This is a genomic window from Ghiorsea bivora (assembly GCF_000744415.1).
Classification (GTDB): Bacteria; Pseudomonadota; Zetaproteobacteria; order Mariprofundales; family Mariprofundaceae; genus Ghiorsea; species Ghiorsea bivora.
Genome location: NZ_JQLW01000010.1, coordinates 117,553 through 133,847 on the forward strand (window position 1 = coordinate 117,553; position 16,295 = coordinate 133,847).

The 16,295-nt window shown below is 42.9% G+C and carries 17 protein-coding genes; 5 read left to right on the plus strand and 12 right to left on the minus strand.

Annotated features, from left to right (window positions below; all coding sequences use genetic code 11):
* The 9 genes from DM09_RS08800 to DM09_RS08840 form a co-directional block, all read right to left on the minus strand.
* The gene (locus DM09_RS08800; protein ID WP_051938343.1) at positions 1–1,200 is read right to left on the minus strand and encodes an efflux RND transporter periplasmic adaptor subunit; all 1,200 of its coding nucleotides are present in this window, start codon (positions 1,198–1,200) and stop codon (positions 1–3) included.
* Positions 1,197–2,402, minus strand: a complete 1,206-nt coding sequence (locus DM09_RS08805) for a TolC family protein (RefSeq protein ID WP_232507796.1) — start codon at positions 2,400–2,402, stop codon at positions 1,197–1,199. Before DM09_RS08805 ends, DM09_RS08800 begins: the two co-directional genes overlap by 4 nt.
* Before the next feature lie 117 nt (positions 2,403–2,519).
* Complete coding sequence (locus DM09_RS08810) at positions 2,520–2,840, minus strand: hypothetical protein (RefSeq protein WP_038250040.1); 321 nt, start codon at positions 2,838–2,840, stop codon at positions 2,520–2,522.
* A gap of 69 nt (positions 2,841–2,909) precedes the next feature.
* Complete coding sequence (fabG, locus tag DM09_RS08815; protein WP_038250272.1) at positions 2,910–3,647, minus strand: 3-oxoacyl-ACP reductase FabG; 738 nt, start codon at positions 3,645–3,647, stop codon at positions 2,910–2,912.
* 2 nt (positions 3,648–3,649) lie between these two features.
* Complete coding sequence (fabD, locus tag DM09_RS08820; protein WP_038250041.1) at positions 3,650–4,585, minus strand: ACP S-malonyltransferase; 936 nt, start codon at positions 4,583–4,585, stop codon at positions 3,650–3,652.
* A gap of 155 nt (positions 4,586–4,740) precedes the next feature.
* Positions 4,741–5,742 carry a beta-ketoacyl-ACP synthase III gene (locus tag DM09_RS08825; RefSeq protein WP_038250043.1) on the minus strand — a complete coding sequence of 334 codons (1,002 nt, stop codon included), beginning with the start codon at positions 5,740–5,742 and terminating at the stop codon, positions 4,741–4,743.
* Positions 5,739–6,818 (minus strand): phosphate acyltransferase PlsX, encoded by a 1,080-nt coding sequence (gene plsX / locus DM09_RS08830; RefSeq protein ID WP_081881175.1) that lies wholly within the window; start codon positions 6,816–6,818, stop codon positions 5,739–5,741. Before plsX ends, DM09_RS08825 begins: the two co-directional genes overlap by 4 nt.
* Entirely contained in the window at positions 6,818–7,000 is a 183-nt protein-coding gene (rpmF, locus tag DM09_RS08835) for a 50S ribosomal protein L32 (protein ID WP_038250046.1), read from the minus strand. The genes plsX and rpmF overlap by 1 nt, the downstream gene beginning before the upstream one ends.
* A gap of 87 nt (positions 7,001–7,087) precedes the next feature.
* The gene (locus DM09_RS08840; protein ID WP_038250048.1) at positions 7,088–7,651 is read right to left on the minus strand and encodes a YceD family protein; all 564 of its coding nucleotides are present in this window, start codon (positions 7,649–7,651) and stop codon (positions 7,088–7,090) included.
* Between the two features lie 208 nt (positions 7,652–7,859).
* Here DM09_RS08840 and DM09_RS08845 point away from each other — a divergent pair, with 208 nt between their 5' ends.
* Entirely contained in the window at positions 7,860–8,063 is a 204-nt protein-coding gene (locus DM09_RS08845; RefSeq protein ID WP_038250050.1) for a hypothetical protein, read from the plus strand.
* Between the two features lie 6 nt (positions 8,064–8,069).
* Here the strand turns inward: DM09_RS08845 and DM09_RS08850 are convergent, their stop codons facing one another.
* Positions 8,070–9,290 carry a UbiH/UbiF/VisC/COQ6 family ubiquinone biosynthesis hydroxylase gene (locus tag DM09_RS08850; protein ID WP_051938344.1) on the minus strand — a complete coding sequence of 407 codons (1,221 nt, stop codon included), beginning with the start codon at positions 9,288–9,290 and terminating at the stop codon, positions 8,070–8,072.
* On the minus strand, positions 9,287–10,495 hold the full coding sequence (locus DM09_RS08855) for an FAD-dependent oxidoreductase (protein ID WP_038250053.1): 1,209 nt from the start codon (positions 10,493–10,495) through the stop codon (positions 9,287–9,289). The genes DM09_RS08850 and DM09_RS08855 overlap by 4 nt, the downstream gene beginning before the upstream one ends.
* Before the next feature lie 94 nt (positions 10,496–10,589).
* Here DM09_RS08855 and acpS point away from each other — a divergent pair, with 94 nt between their 5' ends.
* Positions 10,590–10,964, plus strand: a complete 375-nt coding sequence (acpS, locus tag DM09_RS08860) for a holo-ACP synthase (protein WP_038250055.1) — start codon at positions 10,590–10,592, stop codon at positions 10,962–10,964.
* Between the two features lies 1 nt (position 10,965).
* On the opposite strand, the gene DM09_RS08865 is transcribed toward acpS, so the two are convergent.
* Positions 10,966–13,206: a type IV pilus assembly protein FimV gene (locus DM09_RS08865; RefSeq protein ID WP_157753680.1), complete on the minus strand. Its 2,241-nt coding sequence runs from the start codon at positions 13,204–13,206 to the stop codon at positions 10,966–10,968.
* A gap of 179 nt (positions 13,207–13,385) precedes the next feature.
* Here DM09_RS08865 and rmuC point away from each other — a divergent pair, with 179 nt between their 5' ends.
* From rmuC to DM09_RS08880, 3 genes are read left to right on the plus strand one after another with little or no spacing between them, the layout of a single operon-like run.
* Entirely contained in the window at positions 13,386–14,873 is a 1,488-nt protein-coding gene (rmuC, locus tag DM09_RS08870) for a DNA recombination protein RmuC (protein ID WP_232507797.1), read from the plus strand.
* On the plus strand, positions 14,851–15,732 hold the full coding sequence (locus DM09_RS08875) for a DUF4438 domain-containing protein (protein ID WP_038250060.1): 882 nt from the start codon (positions 14,851–14,853) through the stop codon (positions 15,730–15,732). Before rmuC ends, DM09_RS08875 begins: the two co-directional genes overlap by 23 nt.
* Positions 15,725–16,291, plus strand: a complete 567-nt coding sequence (locus DM09_RS08880; protein ID WP_038250062.1) for a retropepsin-like aspartic protease family protein — start codon at positions 15,725–15,727, stop codon at positions 16,289–16,291. The genes DM09_RS08875 and DM09_RS08880 overlap by 8 nt, the downstream gene beginning before the upstream one ends.
* The last annotated feature ends 4 nt before the right edge of the window (positions 16,292–16,295 follow it).

Sequence of the window (16,295 nt, forward strand, 5' to 3'; positions counted from 1 at the left end):
TCAATGGTTGTGTACTGCAAAGCCAGATTTCGCTAGCTCTGAAGCAAGTACAAATGCACCTTTAATCACTACATTCTCACCCTCGGCAATACCTTTGGTGATGGGTATAAAACCCATACTGGTTTTGCCCACTTCCACTTCTCGGCGTTCAAAATGACCAGGTTCTTCTTCAACAAAGACAATCAACTCACTACCTTGGCGTTGTACTGCCTGCTCTGGTAATAACAATACCTCAGCATCACCACGCCCCGATTGAATTTCAGCCGTCACAAACATACCGGGGTGCAACTTATCTTCTGGATTTTGTACCTCTAATCGAACACCAACCGTTCGTGTCGTCGTATCCAGTTGATGATATACATTAATCACTTTAGCTGGGTAACTTGTTTTGTTGTTTTTAGTCGTTACCAAAGCATCTTCACCAGCTTGAATACCTGCAATTTGTGATTGGGGCAATTTTACTTCAACCCAAACTGAAGACTCATCCACTATCTGCATCAAACGTGTACCTGCTGCGATATGTTGCCCCAAATGAAATGTATCCGCAGTGACAGTACCAGCACTGGGTGCACGCAATACAAGTTTGCCATACCGCTTGGTTGTCATCAATGCATCAATATCTCTATTGCGCATACCATAAGAAGACAATGATGCTTTGGCTGCTGCCAAGTTGGCACGCGCAGCTTGATAACTGCTTTGTGCTTGTTGGAAACGTGCTTGAGAGACAATTTTTTCTTTAACCAGCCCTTCTAAACGTTGCAAATCCAGTTTACTGGTGCGAAAAGATGCTTCTGCTCTTAAAAAATCAGCTTGGCTTTGTGCCAAAGCAGAGCTGGTAAGCGTCACAAGTTTTTTTCCTTTTTTCACTTTATCACCCAAACGTACATGGCGTGCATCTACCACAGCATCCACCAATGCAGTTACTTCTGCCAAATGATAACCATTCTGTGATACGCTTCCCGGTGCTGTGACCACCCGTTTTTCAGTTTGATGTTGAACAATCAATGTTTGAATGCCTGCTTGTTTGATTTGTTCAGGGCTAAGTTTAATGGGTTCACCTTCTTCTTCATGCCCGCCACCATGTCCTGCTTCAGCATGTTGACCTGCTTTTTCTTCATGTGCATGCCCAGCTTCTTCAGCAAGCACAGGTATATTCATGAGCAATACCATTGTACTGATGATAATTATAATTTTCTTCATTTTTGAATTCCTTGGAGAATATATTCTGGTCGCCCAAGCACTTCTGCTAGACGAATACGGGCAAACCAGCCCTGTTTTACGATATTTAATGTGGTTAAACGCGCCTCTAATGCCTGATTGATATGAATCACTAGGTCTTCAAGGCTTAATTCGCCTGCATCAAATGCAGCTTTGGCAAGTTTTATACTGTTACTACCACCCATTTCTTGATCCATTAGGTGGCTTTGTTTTAAAGCTTGCATGGCATAACCGTGATTCATCACTGCCGCATCAACCTCAAGCACGAGTTTCCGCTCAAACCAATCCAATTCGCCTTGATTGCGCATAGCTTTTGCTAGCGAAGCTTGATATGTTCCTTTGCGCGTATTGGTAAAAGGCAAAGCAAAACTCACACCCAACTTCACCAAGTCCTCACCCGCTTCCCTACCTTTCATCAAACTAATTGTAGGGTCCGAAAAGCGATTGGCATCTGCAAGCTCTGATTCAGCTTGTGATTGTTTCACTTTAGCCTTAAGCGCTGCCAATTCAGCTCGAAATGACTTGGCAACAAACAAAGGATTTTCGGGCATTTTCCAGTCTGCCTGCAATTGGGGCAAGGTAAACGCAATATTTTCAGCCAAGTTCTGACCTACCGAATTCTGATAACGTGCTTGAACAAGCGCATACCTTTGACGTGCCGCTGTGACTGCACTTAATGCCGTCACATAAGCAGACTGCGCCAAATTGGCATCCAAAACATTGGCATCCCCTACATCCAGCTGTCGCTTTACACCTGCGCTTAATGCTTTAAGTGATGCAGCCTGTTGTACACGAATATCCAGTGTTTGTTTTGCAAAATAAAGTGTCACAAAAGCACGCGCTGCATTAATACTTAACTGCTGCCGTAAAATATCGGTCTGATAAGTACTTTGTTGCAAAGCAAACTGGGCAGCATCTTCACGGTAACCACGTTTCCCACCCAATTCAATACCTTGTGAAAGCCCTATATAATAATCAGCGCTATTTCCACCACCATTAAGTTTTCTATCTTGGTATTCCAATGATATTTCAGGATTATAAGCATACGAACTTTGTGAACTTAATTGCGCGCGCGCTGCATCATTATCCAATACCGACATCTGAAGTTCAGGATGTTTACTTTTTGCCATAGCCATGGCTTCTTCTAGCGTGGTTGCATGTGCAGCCCACGGTAATATGCTCATAAGCATACCTATCGTTATATAACGAATTTTCACAGTTTCCCCCTGTGTAATTAATTTATTTTAGATTTGGGGAAAAGTTATTAAAACTTAACAGCCGTGGGCTGCAAGTGATAACAACTATACTGTAGTTTTAGGAGGGTAATCGATAGAGAACTGAAGTTTTTTCAGGTTGGGCTCTGCCCAAAGATGTTCAACCACAAAAGCAAACAGTGGCACTTCATGGGTTGTCACTGAAGCAAAATCTAACAATGTATGCGAGGTGTGAATATGGCATGCATGGTCAACATCATTGTTCTGGTGTTGTGTTGCATCCCCGCCTTGGGATTGGGCAACCTGAGCAATATCATCGCCCACCATCGTATGCACATGAATATCAAATCCACATGTAAACACAGATAGTTGCAAAGCAAAAAAGGCTGTCAGAACAAAAACACGCATAACGCTAGTTTAAAGTTCTCACAGCCTTTTGACAAGCAATCAATAGTTAAAAATTTTTAACCCAATCCATTACATATACATGCCGCCATTCACATGTAATACCTGACCTGTGATATAAGCCGCACCGTCACCCGCCAAAAACAACGCCATAGCAGCAATATCTTCGGGCGAACCCAAACGACCCAGCGGAATACGTGTTTCCAATGATTTCTTCGCATCATCACCCAATTCATCGGTCATGGCTGTGGCAATAAAACCGGGTGCAATCGCATTCACTGTAATACCACGCGAGCCCACTTCATACGCCAGTGAACGGGTCATGGCATCAATGCCACCTTTAGAAGCACAATAATTTAATTGACCAGGGTTACCCATAGATGCTACCACGGATGATATATTGATAATACGTCCACTGCGCGCTTTCATCATGGGTTTAAGCACGGCTTGTGAAGCATGGAACACCGAAGTTAAATTGGTATCAATCACAGCCTGCCAATCTTCTGCTTTCATGCGCATGGCAAGACCATCTTTGGTGATACCTGCATTGTTTACCAACACATCCAAACGCCCAAAATGTTTAACGGTATCTTGAACAAAAGTTTTGACGGCAGTGCCGTCGGTTACATCCACCACCACGGGCAAAACTTCTACACCCAAAGCTTTTAATTTATCCGCAGATGCATTCACTGTAGCTTCGCGGGTCGCACAAATGGCCAAATTATATCCTGCTTTAGCAAAACCTTCAGCAATGGCAAAACCAATACCGCGGCTTGCGCCTGTTACGATTGCAACTTTCTTATGACTCATCATTACGCTCCCAACACCTTATTCATTAAATCGCTTGTTTGTACCGAAGCTACACTAATATTTTTATCAATACGGCGCACCAAACCAGCCAACACTTTACCCGGACCCATTTCAATGGCTTGGTTTACACCTTGGCCACTCAATTGTTGAACTATTTCCGTCCAACGTACTGGTGAAACCAACTGTTCAACCAATGCATCACGAATATCTGCGGCTGAAGTTAAGGTTGTGGCTCGCGCATTGCTCCAAACTGGGCATGTTGGTGTATCAATCGTAATACCTGATAATTTTTCAGCCATGGCATCGGCTGCATCTTGCATAAGTGGTGTATGTGAAGGTGCTGAAACAGCCAATGGAAGTGCACGTTTCGCACCTGCCTCTTTGGCAGCATCCATCAAACGCTCTGTTGCTGCGGCATGTCCTGCCACCACCAATTGCCCAGGACAATTAAAGTTAGCAGCCCAAACTTTAGAATCATCTTCTGAAACTTGTTCACAAAGCGCAACCACTTTATCATCATCAAGCCCGATAATCGCAGCCATTTTGCCCACGCCAGCAGGCACTGCTTTGCTCATTGCCTGACCACGAAATGCAACCAATTGTACAGCATCCGAAAAGTCTAATGCACCTGCTGCAACCAATGCCGAATACTCACCCAAGCTATGTCCTGCCACTTGTGCAGGGTTTGCGCCACCGCGTGCGGTCCATAAACGATGAAGCGCTGTTGAAGCGGTTAATAATGCAGGTTGGGTATATTCGGTTTGATCAAGTTTGCCATCAGCATCCTCGGTCACCAATGCGACCATATCATAAGCCAAAACATCAGATGCTTGTGCAAATGTATCTGCAACCACGGCTTCAACAGCAATCAAATCTGCCAGCATACCTTTAGATTGGGAACCTTGCCCCGGAAAGAAAAATACTACGTTAGAACTCAAAACAAACTCCTAAACTATTTAATTTCAAACTGTTACATATTAAATAAGATTCAGATTACAGTGTTTTGTTCGCTAGCAAGGAAAAGAAGCGCAGCTTACTATTGTAAGTGAGCATATTTGACGCTGCTCGCGGACAAATAAGCTGTGATATGAACTTATTTAGACCAGCGGACGAGGTTGGCACCCCATGCAAAACCACCAGCAAATGCTTCAAGCAGTAACAACTGTCCTTTTTTCACTTTGCCAGCGCGGTAAATATCATTCAATGCCAAAGGCACAGAGGCTGCCGATGTATTGGCATGTTTAGCCACTGTCAGCGCTACTTGATCTGTACTCATGTTTAATTTTTTAGCCGTGGCATTTAAAATACGAATATTGGCTTGATGCGGCACCAACCAATCCAGCTCATTCTGCTGAATATCATATTTCTCAAGCACTTCTTTCACCACTTCACCAAGCTTGGTGACGGCAAAACGAAACACTTCATTGCCTTTCATTTCTACAGCGGCAACGCCTGCTGCATCCGTATTTAAATCTAGACGGTTATTATGCGGGCTGGCACCTGGATGTGCATGTTTCGCAAGCAACAAGTCTCGATAGGAGCCATCACAATGCAAGACGGAGCCTACAATACCACCGTCTTCATCTCTGGCTTCTAAAACAACAGCACCCGCACCATCACCAAACAACACACAGGTGTTTCTATCCTGCCAGTCTAAAATTCGGCTCATCGATTCTGCACCAATCAGCAATACACGTTTAAACATACCACCACGCATCATAGCGTCTACTTGTGCCAAGCCATATACAAAACCAGAACATACCGCCTGAATATCCCAAGCAGGAAAACCTTTGCCACCAAGTTTATGTTGCACCATGCTAGCCGTTGATGGGAAAATCATATCGGGCGTTGTTGTTGCCACCACAATCGCATCAATATCATCTATACTGATACCAGCATCTTCCAAAGCTTGCGCCCCTGCACGTGTTGCCAAATCCGATGTATATTCATCTTTGGCAATAATATGGCGCTGAGTAATACCTGTGCGCTCACGAATCCATGCATCGGATGTATCTACAACTTTTGCCAAGTCATCATTACTCATGACATTTTCAGGTAAATAACCACCCACACCAATGATATGTGTATGTTTCATGTAGAAGCCTCAGCCATCACGTTCATCGTATCTATCGTACGTTCAATCAAATTGGCATCCACTTCACGAATCGCAACTTCAATGGCGCAAACATAACCACGCACGTCCGTACCACCATGACTTTTCACCACAATACCATTCAAACCAAGTAAAGGGGCACCATTATGTTCACTGGGATGCAAGGCATTTTTGACGCGTTTTAAAGCTTTTCGCGATAATAAAGCACCAACTTTTGACAATAGACTAGATGTTAGTTCCTTTTTAATGGTGTTGAGCATTAAATTCGCAACACCTTCCATGGTTTTTAAGGCAACATTACCCACAAAACCATCACAAACCACCACGTCCACACGGTCTGAAAACAAATCCGTGCCTTCAACATTACCAATAAAGTTCAAACTTGAAGTTTTTAAGCGGCCACCTGCAACTTTTACTACATCCGTACCTTTGCCATCTTCTGTGCCTACATTAAGCAGCCCAACCCTTGGGTTTTCAACACCTTCAGCAGCTTGTAAATAACAACTGCCCATCACCGCAAGTTGCACCAAATGTTCTGACGAACAATCGATGTTTGCACCAATATCAAGAAAGAATGTACCGCCATCACTGGCAGGAATCATCGATGCCAAGGCTGGTCTATCAATGCCTGGCAGTGTTTTTAAGATTAATTTAGAAATCGCCATCAAAGCACCAGTATTACCCGCACTGACCATGGCATCCCAATCACCATCACGCACAGCTCTTGCTGCCACATGAATCGAAGATTGTTTTTTACGCCGCACGGCAACTGCAGGTGAATCTTCCATGGTAATCACTTCTGTGGCAGGGATAATATCCACCAACCCATCAAGACCACGCGCCTTCAAAGCAGGCTCCATCACTTCTGGCAAGCCACATACGCCAAACTTCGCCTTCAATGAAGACGAAGTTATCGTATCTTTCAACGCATCAAGAACAACATCAGGGGCACCATCACCACCATGTCCATCCAAAAGAATGCGTGCTATTTTTTGTTCCACAGGCACCAATGCTTGCTTAGAAGCAGCCTGTGTTGAAGTTTTCTTTGCTGTAGGCATTAAGCTTCAGCTGTTGCCACAACCTCACGGCCTTTATAATGACCACAACTTTGACAAGCATAATGCTGACGGTGCATTTCACCGCACTCTGTACATTCGCTCATGCCTGAAAGTTTAATGGTATCGTGCGCACGACGCATATTACGTTTTGAAGCACTTGTTTTTCTCTTTGGTACAGCCATTTTATACTCCTTCGTATCACTACGAAATTCATCACGCTTTCGCGCATTTTTTTAGCTTATTTGCGCACCCTAACAGGGAAAACGCAATCAAGCATCAAACTTAAAATCTTTCAGTGCTGCAAACGGGTTTTCTTTCACCTGACCATGACAGTCACACGTGTCACGGTTCAAATCAACACCACATTGCAAACACAAACCCTTACAATCCTGCGAACAAACAACCATAGGTCGCCATGCCAACCAAAATTGTTCACGCAATACATCCAGCATGTTCAACTCACCTGGCGAAGGTAACAACTCTTGTTCGCAATCTTCCGGGCTTAACTCTTCTTCAGCAGCCAAGTCTTTATGCTTTTGTCCAAGCTCATATACCACATGTACATCAGCCTTCATCAGTGATGCAAACTCAACATTACAACGCCCGCAACGCCTTGGCACATGCATCTGCCAACAACCAGTCAAAACAAACTGACCAGCAACTGGCTCCAAGCTACCTTTCCACTGCATATCGCTGAACAGCGGCGATTCAACATTCAAATCACCAAAACTCACATCTGCCAACAATGCCAGTGGCACAACCTCATCCCATTGCCGACCAGATTTTGCAAGACCTTGAAGTGTAAGGCTAAATTTATCTTTTTGCGATTGCATCAAGCCTCCACAGCTCTACTTATCACAATAAAGCAGGGCAAGAAATGAGCGCGCATTATGTATTTACAACTCTTTTGGTCAAGTATTCAGACAAACATCCAAAACCGATTACACTTACAACTGACAAAACCACGAATAATGGCATCGTATTTGCTTGTATCTTTTCATGGGTTCTGACTACAAATTTAAAACCCGTTAGGAGCAAAAAATGCACAAATTAAGCCCTTCTGCAGCCAAACTTAACACCATGATTAAAGCTGCTATTGCTGATGAAAAAATAACACCTGAAGAACGCGAGCAAATTATGATGCTTGCTGATGAAGATGGTATTATTGATGCCCACGAAAAAGCTCTCTTGGGTCAGCTTCAAGAGCTAATCGAAAACGGCAGCATTAAGTTGGTTAAAGCCTAAAATACGTTATTCTATAGTATGCGGTACGGGCATGTTTATACCTGTCGAATTTTTCATTAAAAGCTGCTTAACGACACCTGCATTACCCAAAACCTTCATGCCTAAACCGCGCAACTTTATCCAAGCAGGCATTTGCACTTGAAATGTTCGATGTAAAGCTTCCATGCTTGCCATGGTCATCAATACATCAGGCATACGCTGCTTCATGTAGCGCGAGAGCACATCCATATCACCCCAGTCTTCCGCAAATTTGCGTGCATCAACAATTTCTTGCGCCAATACCATAGCATCGCGCAAGCCAAGGTTAACACCCAAACCTGCCAGTGGATGAATACTATGGGCCGCATCACCAATCAAAGCCAACCGTGGGCGAACCATATGTCGTGCCAACTGCGCCTGAAGTGGAAACGCAGCCCGTTGGCCAACATCAGCAATACCACCAAATACACCACCTACTTCCAAATTAAGTTCTTGTAAAAAATCGCTGTCGGATAGTGCCAATAATTCATCTGCACGTGCGTTGGATGCACTCCATACAATAGAGCACATATCATCTTTCATGGGTAACAATGCCAAAGGCCCTGTCTCTAAAAAACGTTGCGTGGCTGTATTTTGATGTGAGAAACGTGGTTTCACTGTTGCGACAATGCCTTTTTGCGCATAATCACGACTAAACACATCAATATCAACTTGCCCACGCAACCACGAACGACCACCATCTGCACCCACAATCAAAGGTGTATTGAATACCTGTCCGCTCTCTAAGACAACCTCCACCCCATCACGTTTCCAAAACACAGAAGCCACCGATTCAGGACAAAGAAGCTCAACACTTTCACTTTCTTTGAGCGTATCCTGTAAAGCTTGAATCAAAGTGGCATTTTCTACCAATATACCAAGCTTATCTTCACTGATTTCAGCCGCTTCATAACGAATACCACCCTGCTCTTGCCCATCCCAAATACGCATAGATGTCATCAGCCCTGCTTTGTCTTGTAAATACTGCCAAACACCCACACTTTTTAAGATATTTACATTAGCCTGCACAATAGCGGATACCCGACAATCCAAACCCATAGACATCATGGGTTGATACACTGCCCGCTCAATCACCACAATATGCAAACCTGTATGACGCAATGCTGCAGCAAGCATCAAACCCACCATACCGCCCCCCACAATCACGAGGTCAACATATTCACCTTGCAAAACATTTTTCTGTTTCATGATTTCAACCCTTCAAGCTGAGCTATGCCTGCTGCCTGTTTTAACAAAAACTGTTTGAGTACAGGGGTAGATTGCATCATTTGTAAACCTCTCCCACGCAACCAGCGTTTGGGCAAAAATGATGATGCAAATGTTTCCAACACACCCTCTGTAAACCCTGCAACTGCCAAAGTATCTAACCGCCTACGTTCAGCATAGGTTTGTCCAATCAACGGTTTATTTAAATCTTCTTTTGCCCATGTTTGCTGTAAAACATCTGCCAACACCGCCACATCCCTTAACCCCAAATTCATACCCTGTCCTGCAATCGGATGAATGGTGTGCGCAGCATTACCTGCCAACAATACACGCCCCTGCGCAAAGGATTTTGCAACCCTCAGTTCCAGTGGGAATGAGGCGCGTTTGCCCATCGATGTGAAACGACCAAGTTTCCCCATAATTTCATCACCCACCTCGTTGTGTAATATATGCAAAAAACTTTCATCGTTCAGGTTTAACAACTCCACTGCTGTTTTGGGTGCAACCGACCACACCAGAGAAAACCTATCATCAGCCAAAGGAAGCAGCGCCAAAGGGCCTTCTTCTTTAAAACATTCATAAGCCGTATTGTTGTGCCCATGTTCACACGCAATAGATGCCACAATACCCAAACGATTATGATCCCAACCATAAGTTTGAATGCCCGCAAAACTGCGAATAAAACTATGGGTACCATCAGCACCTATCAATAAACGGGCTTGAATCTCTAGTTGTTTACCACCATCTTGAACCTGCAAACAAATACCTGCCTCATCTTGTCTAAAACCCAAACACTGCACACCATACATGCTTTTGATGTGGTCAGTAAAAGCCTGCTGAGTTGGGGCAAGCACATGTCGAATTTCCAACACATAACCCAACGCATCACTATCCAGCTCTTGATGCGACATATCCACAGCACCAATATTTTGTGGCTCACGAACAGCAATATGTTGAATCAAACCCGCACCACCCGCTGCTATATCATCCCAAACACCAAGACTAGAAAGGTAACGTTTAGAACCTTCCGATAAAGCAATCACGCGCTCAGGGTTAGTGGGCTCCAATGATGGATCTTGTGCATCCAATAGCGCAATAGTATAACCTTCTTTTGCTAAACTTAAGGCTAGCACAGATCCAATCACACCTGCACCAACAATCACTATATCATATGTTTTTGCTGTCATCAGACCTCCCAAGCAGACCAACAACTGTAAGCACAAGCACGCATATCGTCTATAGGTGCTTCCAAAAAAAAACACGTCGATTAAGCTGTTGCCCATGAGCATTGTAGGCATCGGCACGGATATTGTGCAAATCAAACGCATAGAGCAATCTGTAATGCGGTTTGACATGCGTTTTATTCAGCGCGTATTTACAGATGCCGAATACCATTTGGCACAACAACGCGGTACACATCGAAGGTTAGCTATGTTTTTTGCTGCCAAAGAAGCCGTATCCAAAGCACTGGGCACAGGGTTTATTGGTTTTGCGATGAGAGACATTGAAGTTATATACCTTAAAAGCGGCAAACCTGAAATAAAGCTGCATAGAAATGCACAACTGACAGCGCAAAACTTAGGCATCAAACATATCCATATTTCTTTAACTGATGACGATGGTACTGCCATGGCATTTGCCATCGCTGAACATTAAATCAATTTTCTTTTTTGATAGACTCAGCTTTTTTAGCTTCCATAACATCTAACATTTTAGGCGTGACCATCACTGTATCATCTTCACCATTGTTTATATGATTTACCACACCTTTTGTAAGGTTTTGATACTTTTCAACAGATTCAACACCTAAATCGGTATCCAGTTCAAAATCAAAGTCTAGTGCTAAAGCTGAAGTATCATCTTTAGCTATAGGTTCAATATCATCAGCGTCAACCCTGCACATACCCACAATGGAATCATCCTCTAAGGCTTGCTCGACCTTATGTGCACCCGTTTCACCTTTTTCATCCCATGTATCCAACATTGCATTGTCAACACTGTCTTTAATACCTACCTGAAAATCTTGAACCGTAATATCAAATCGTCCCGCTTCCGACAAGTCTAAAACAGGGTCTGCTTTATCAATACCTTGCTCACTGGCCATAAGTTGTTGATTCATTTTATCCATCTCAGGCTCCACAACCTTGCCCGTATAACTGATCACTTTTTCATCTTGCAGTTCATGCCAAATATCTTGATCAAAATACGAACAAAACCGATGCCATTGATCATACTCATAAAGCCGAGAAAGGTTGAGCAGCGTAAGATTACGCTCCATAATATTATTCGAACGGTGGAGTTTCTCCACCCACAACGCTTGAATTCTTGGGCGTGAACTTTCTTTATCATCCATCAAAGCATAATATTTTTCCGCTTGCTGCCAGTCTTTCTTATGCACTGCTTCTTCAAACAAACTCACATAGTCATGGTCCACATCTGCTTCTGCAACACTAGGCATATGACCGATTGAAATAACATCCAACCCTTGGTTGTCGTGTGTACCCGATACATCATCACCTACCATACTGTCATATTCATCCAAACCCACAACTTGATTTTCATCATCCCAAGCTTCTTTGTTTTGTTCCAGCACACTAGACGTTTGACTATCTATATTTTGATAATTTTTCACGTCTTTTACATCACCATTTGCTACTGACTGCAGCATACTTTGCTGTGCCTCAATCAACTTGTTTTGCCATGACTTCATTTGTTTTCTATAAAAATAAACCGCAAACAAAACAATATTTAACAGCAACAAGCCAAAAAACCAAAACCAAGCATACGAACCCGATTCAGGCGCAGGCCTTGTTTGTATGCGAGATAAGGCGTCCACCTTATGTCGCAACTGACCCAACTCTTTTGCCAGCGCCTCTACCTTGGTATCCATACCATCAAGCCGTAAACCTGTTGCCATGGCTTGTTGATACATAGGTTCCAGCTTATCCAACCGTTGCAACACTTCGGAATTCTCCTGTGACATTGCCAAATCTTCATGTAAACCCAAAGAAATCCGCCCACGAAACGATGGTGAACCAGCTTGTTTATTTTGCGCAAGCGAAGCTGATTCACCCACTTTTCTTCTATTATTTTCTTGTGCTTTTACTGGGTGCAACAATGCTTTTAAGCTTTGGTACCGTTCGGAGTTCACAAACTGTTTTACAGCAACATCATCAGGTACTTTTAAAAAACGACCTTTCTTCAACTGGTTAATATCCTGATGAACAAATGCTTCGGGATTAGCATCAAACAATGCCAACATGATTTGTTGGTTCGACCAACGTTTATCTTTGCGCAACCGATATGCAATTTCACTCAAACTATCACCATACTGTACTGGGCCATAACTGCTCCGCCGCGACCAATCAGCAGTGCGTGCAAAAGATGCAATGTTCTGATTGGTTGGCGTTTGCAAGAACTCAGTTTGATTGCCTTGTGGTTGTTGCGATGCCGTATATTTCACGGCTTCATTCGGACGACTCACCCATGATGTTTTTTTAGTCGGCTGAATATCCAAAGCATCCAAAAAGAACTGCATTTTTTTATAAAAAACACCTCTACCTCGTTTTACTTTTAAAACCAAAACAAGAATTGCTTCATCAACAGCATAACTAGAATGAATATAAACCTCAGCTGTGGAAGAAGCAGAAATTTGTATATCAACGCGAATATCATGGTACGACTGTGGTGGCACTTGTTCCAAGCTTAGGTATTCACTTGGCGTGGCCAATTGCACCTTAAACTGTTGCACTGTTTCGCCTTTTTCCATGATTAATGGCACACGCACATCCAACGGTTCACCCAAATGGCTATGCAAGGATGCCTGACCAAACCCCATAGCGAGTGTTTGCTGAGAACAAAACAACAAGAAAAATAATATCAATACGCACTTCTTCATCGGCGCAACCATACCCAAAAACAACATATAAGCTATTGTTTTATATAGTGCAATCCCCTAAAGGTGGTGTTCATTAATTTATATCACAATTCATTTTTCAAGTGCAAAGGCATGGTAACCACCCTATCATCAGCCCATACTTGCATATGATGTTATCATATGACCTTGGAGAAAAACACGTGAACACACTTACAGTAAGCTTAATATTTCTCACTATTTTGCTCATTATCATCGCACCTTGGTTTTTCCTTACCTTGCGCAAGAAGCAACAACTGGAGAATGAAGCTCAACTTTTACGTGCACAACAACATGAATTTTCATTATTGCGCGAGCAGCATCAAGTTTTAACACAGGAAAAGCAGCAACAAGAAACTCTTGTATCTAATATGTCCTTACAGCTGAATCAAGCCAATCAGCAAAATGCAGTATTAGAACAACGTATACAACATAAAGATGAGAAGCTCAAAGGATATGAAGCAGAAGAACTTAAGGTAAACACCCTTATCGAGCAATTAAGAGAACAAAACACCAAACTGCACACCAACCTTGCTAAACTACAAAGTGAACACGAACAAGCGCAAAAACATCACGCCGAAAAACTTGCCTTACTCGATGAGGCAAAAACCAAACTTAGCCAAGAATTCAAGCTGCTTGCCAACCAAATCTTTGAAGAAAAACAATCCAAGATGACAGCATCCAGTAAAGAAACCCTAGATCACATCATTAAACCCATGCAAAAAGATATATATGACTTTAAACAACGCATGGAGCAAGTGCATAAAGAAGATATTGAAGCACGCTCTGCACTTAGCCAACACTTGTCACAACTCAAAGAACTCAATATACAAATGAGCCAAGACACACTAAACCTAACCCAAGCCTTAAAGGGCGATAGCAAAGCACAAGGCAATTGGGGTGAAATGATTCTAGAAAAACTCTTAGAAAGCAGTGGTCTGCGTGAGGGTTATGAGTTCAAACGTGAGCAATCTTTTGTAAACGATGAAGGCAAACGTCAACGCCCTGATGTAATTATTGATATGCCTGGTAATAAACAAGTGATTATTGATGCCAAGGTATCTTTGACCGACTACGAACGTGCCATGAGTAGTCAAGATAATGCAACAAAACAACAATGTATCCGTGCCCACTGCAAAAGTATTCAAACCCACATTCAAACCCTTGCCAACAAACGTTACGACCACTTGGAAGGTATTCATTCCCCTGATTATGTCTTGATGTTTATGCCCATTGAAGCCGCTTACTTGATGGCAATTGAAGCCGACAGTAGCATTTTTGAGGCTGCTTTTGATAAACGCATTGCCGTGGTCACACCATCCACCTTATATGCCACGCTCAAACTCATTGAGCAGCTTTGGCGCTATGAACGGCAATCGGAGAATGTTGCCAAACTTACCAAACAAGCAGGCAACTTGCATGATAAGTTTGTTGGTTTCATTGAATCGTTTGAAGATATTCAAACACACATCGGCAGAGCACAGAAATCTTATGATAAAGCCTTGGGACAACTCAAAAATGGGCGTGGTAACTTGGTCAACCAAGTCAAAACACTTGCCGACTTATCAGGAAAAGCAAAAAAAGAAATTCCCCATCACTTATTGGGTGAGCTAGAAACTGGAGAACAAGATGAGCTTAAAGACGAATCGTAAACAATTGGTGATGACTGGCGTACAAGGTGGGGTATCACCTGCACAAATGTGGGCGCCTTTTGAAGTGGGCAGTCAAGGCGAAGTATTTTCTTGGCCGAGTACGGGTGGCATCACTTATAATGTGAAAGTTGGCGACTCTGTGTTTGGTTGGGCGGGTGAACATATCGAACCTGGTGTTTCCTCCACTCTCACGCATAAAAACCGAAAGTCTGAAGATGGTTATCAATTTCATGCCTGCTGTGGTAATCAGGCGCGGGTAATTTCTGGCGAAGCTAAAGGAGAAACTGGTACGGTGATTGGTCATCATGGCGGCGTGAATCATTTGATGATTGATTTCCCTGACAGCACTTTGGATAAGTTGACCTGCGATGATAAATTTATGATTCGCGGTTTTGGACAAGGTTTAAAATTTATCGACCATGATAATGTATTTATCTACAACATCGACCCTGATTTATTAGAAAAAATGGGCTTAAAGGAAAATGCAGAGAAGCAAATTGAAGTGCCTGTCAATGTAATTGTACCCAATTATGCCATGGGTTCGGGCATTGGCGCACTATCGGTGACCACGGGTGACTATGATATTCTTTGCCATGATGAAGCCATGGTTAAAGAACATGGTTTAGACAAACTTAGGTTTGGGGATTTTGTAGCTGTGCTTGATCATGACAATAATTATGGACGAACATTCAGGCGTGATGCGGTTACTATTGGCATGGTGATTCACTCCGACTCACCACTGGCAGGACATGGTCCTGGCATGATGACAATTATGTCTGCATGTGATAGAAAGCTTAAACCTGTTTTGAATGACAAGGCAAATATGGGCAATTACTTAAAGGTGGGCCGCTATGCTTAAAGTATTGATATACCTAATTTTATTCAGCTTTCCTTGGCTATCACATGCTGAGATGTATAAAATTATTGATCATGATGGAAACATCACTTATACCGACTTGGCTCCAAGCATGGAGGCAAAACAATACAAACCTAAAGGTATTAATGCGGTTGATAACCCCAACTATAATATGAATAAATTAAGCATGGTTATCCCCTATATTGACAAGGATGGTGCCATGGTTGTGCAAGGTAGCGTCAATGGTATTGCCATGTCATTTATTGTTGATACAGGCGCAACATTACTGGCTATTCCCCCTATTATTGCCAAACGCGCTGGTTTATATGATTCCACTTCCACCATGGTCACCACGCAAACTGCCAATGGTGAAGTTAAGGTACCTAAGGTAAAGATTAAATTATTATCTGTGGCTAAAATTAAGCTACCCCATGTTGAAGCAACCATTCAAAGTATATCCACCAAAAATAACGAGCTTGGGCTGCTAGGCATGAGTTTTTTTAAACACTATAAAATGACGATTGACCACAACAAAAAAGAAATTCAACTCGAACCCAAATAAACAG

Excerpts from the sequence above, each read along its gene's own strand:
- DM09_RS08800 (WP_051938343.1), bottom strand. The coding sequence starts at position 1,200 with ATGAAGAAAATTATAATTATCATCAGTACAATGGTATTGCTCATGAAT.
- DM09_RS08840 (WP_038250048.1), bottom strand. The coding sequence starts at position 7,651 with ATGCAATCGCAAAAAGATAAATTTAGCCTTACACTTCAAGGTCTTGCA.
- DM09_RS08865 (WP_157753680.1), bottom strand. The coding sequence starts at position 13,206 with ATGAAGAAGTGCGTATTGATATTATTTTTCTTGTTGTTTTGTTCTCAG.
- plsX (WP_081881175.1), bottom strand. The coding sequence starts at position 6,818 with ATGCCTACAGCAAAGAAAACTTCAACACAGGCTGCTTCTAAGCAAGCA.
- DM09_RS08845 (WP_038250050.1), top strand. The coding sequence starts at position 7,860 with ATGCACAAATTAAGCCCTTCTGCAGCCAAACTTAACACCATGATTAAA.
- rpmF (WP_038250046.1), bottom strand. The coding sequence starts at position 7,000 with ATGGCTGTACCAAAGAGAAAAACAAGTGCTTCAAAACGTAATATGCGT.
- DM09_RS08855 (WP_038250053.1), bottom strand. The coding sequence starts at position 10,495 with ATGACAGCAAAAACATATGATATAGTGATTGTTGGTGCAGGTGTGATT.
- DM09_RS08850 (WP_051938344.1), bottom strand. The coding sequence starts at position 9,290 with ATGAAACAGAAAAATGTTTTGCAAGGTGAATATGTTGACCTCGTGATT.
- fabG (WP_038250272.1), bottom strand. The coding sequence starts at position 3,647 with ATGAGTCATAAGAAAGTTGCAATCGTAACAGGCGCAAGCCGCGGTATT.
- DM09_RS08880 (WP_038250062.1), top strand. The coding sequence starts at position 15,725 with ATGCTTAAAGTATTGATATACCTAATTTTATTCAGCTTTCCTTGGCTA.
- DM09_RS08810 (WP_038250040.1), bottom strand. The coding sequence starts at position 2,840 with ATGCGTGTTTTTGTTCTGACAGCCTTTTTTGCTTTGCAACTATCTGTG.
- DM09_RS08805 (WP_232507796.1), bottom strand. The coding sequence starts at position 2,402 with ATGAGCATATTACCGTGGGCTGCACATGCAACCACGCTAGAAGAAGCC.
- DM09_RS08825 (WP_038250043.1), bottom strand. The coding sequence starts at position 5,742 with ATGAAACATACACATATCATTGGTGTGGGTGGTTATTTACCTGAAAAT.
- DM09_RS08875 (WP_038250060.1), top strand. The coding sequence starts at position 14,851 with ATGAGCTTAAAGACGAATCGTAAACAATTGGTGATGACTGGCGTACAA.
- acpS (WP_038250055.1), top strand. The coding sequence starts at position 10,590 with ATGAGCATTGTAGGCATCGGCACGGATATTGTGCAAATCAAACGCATA.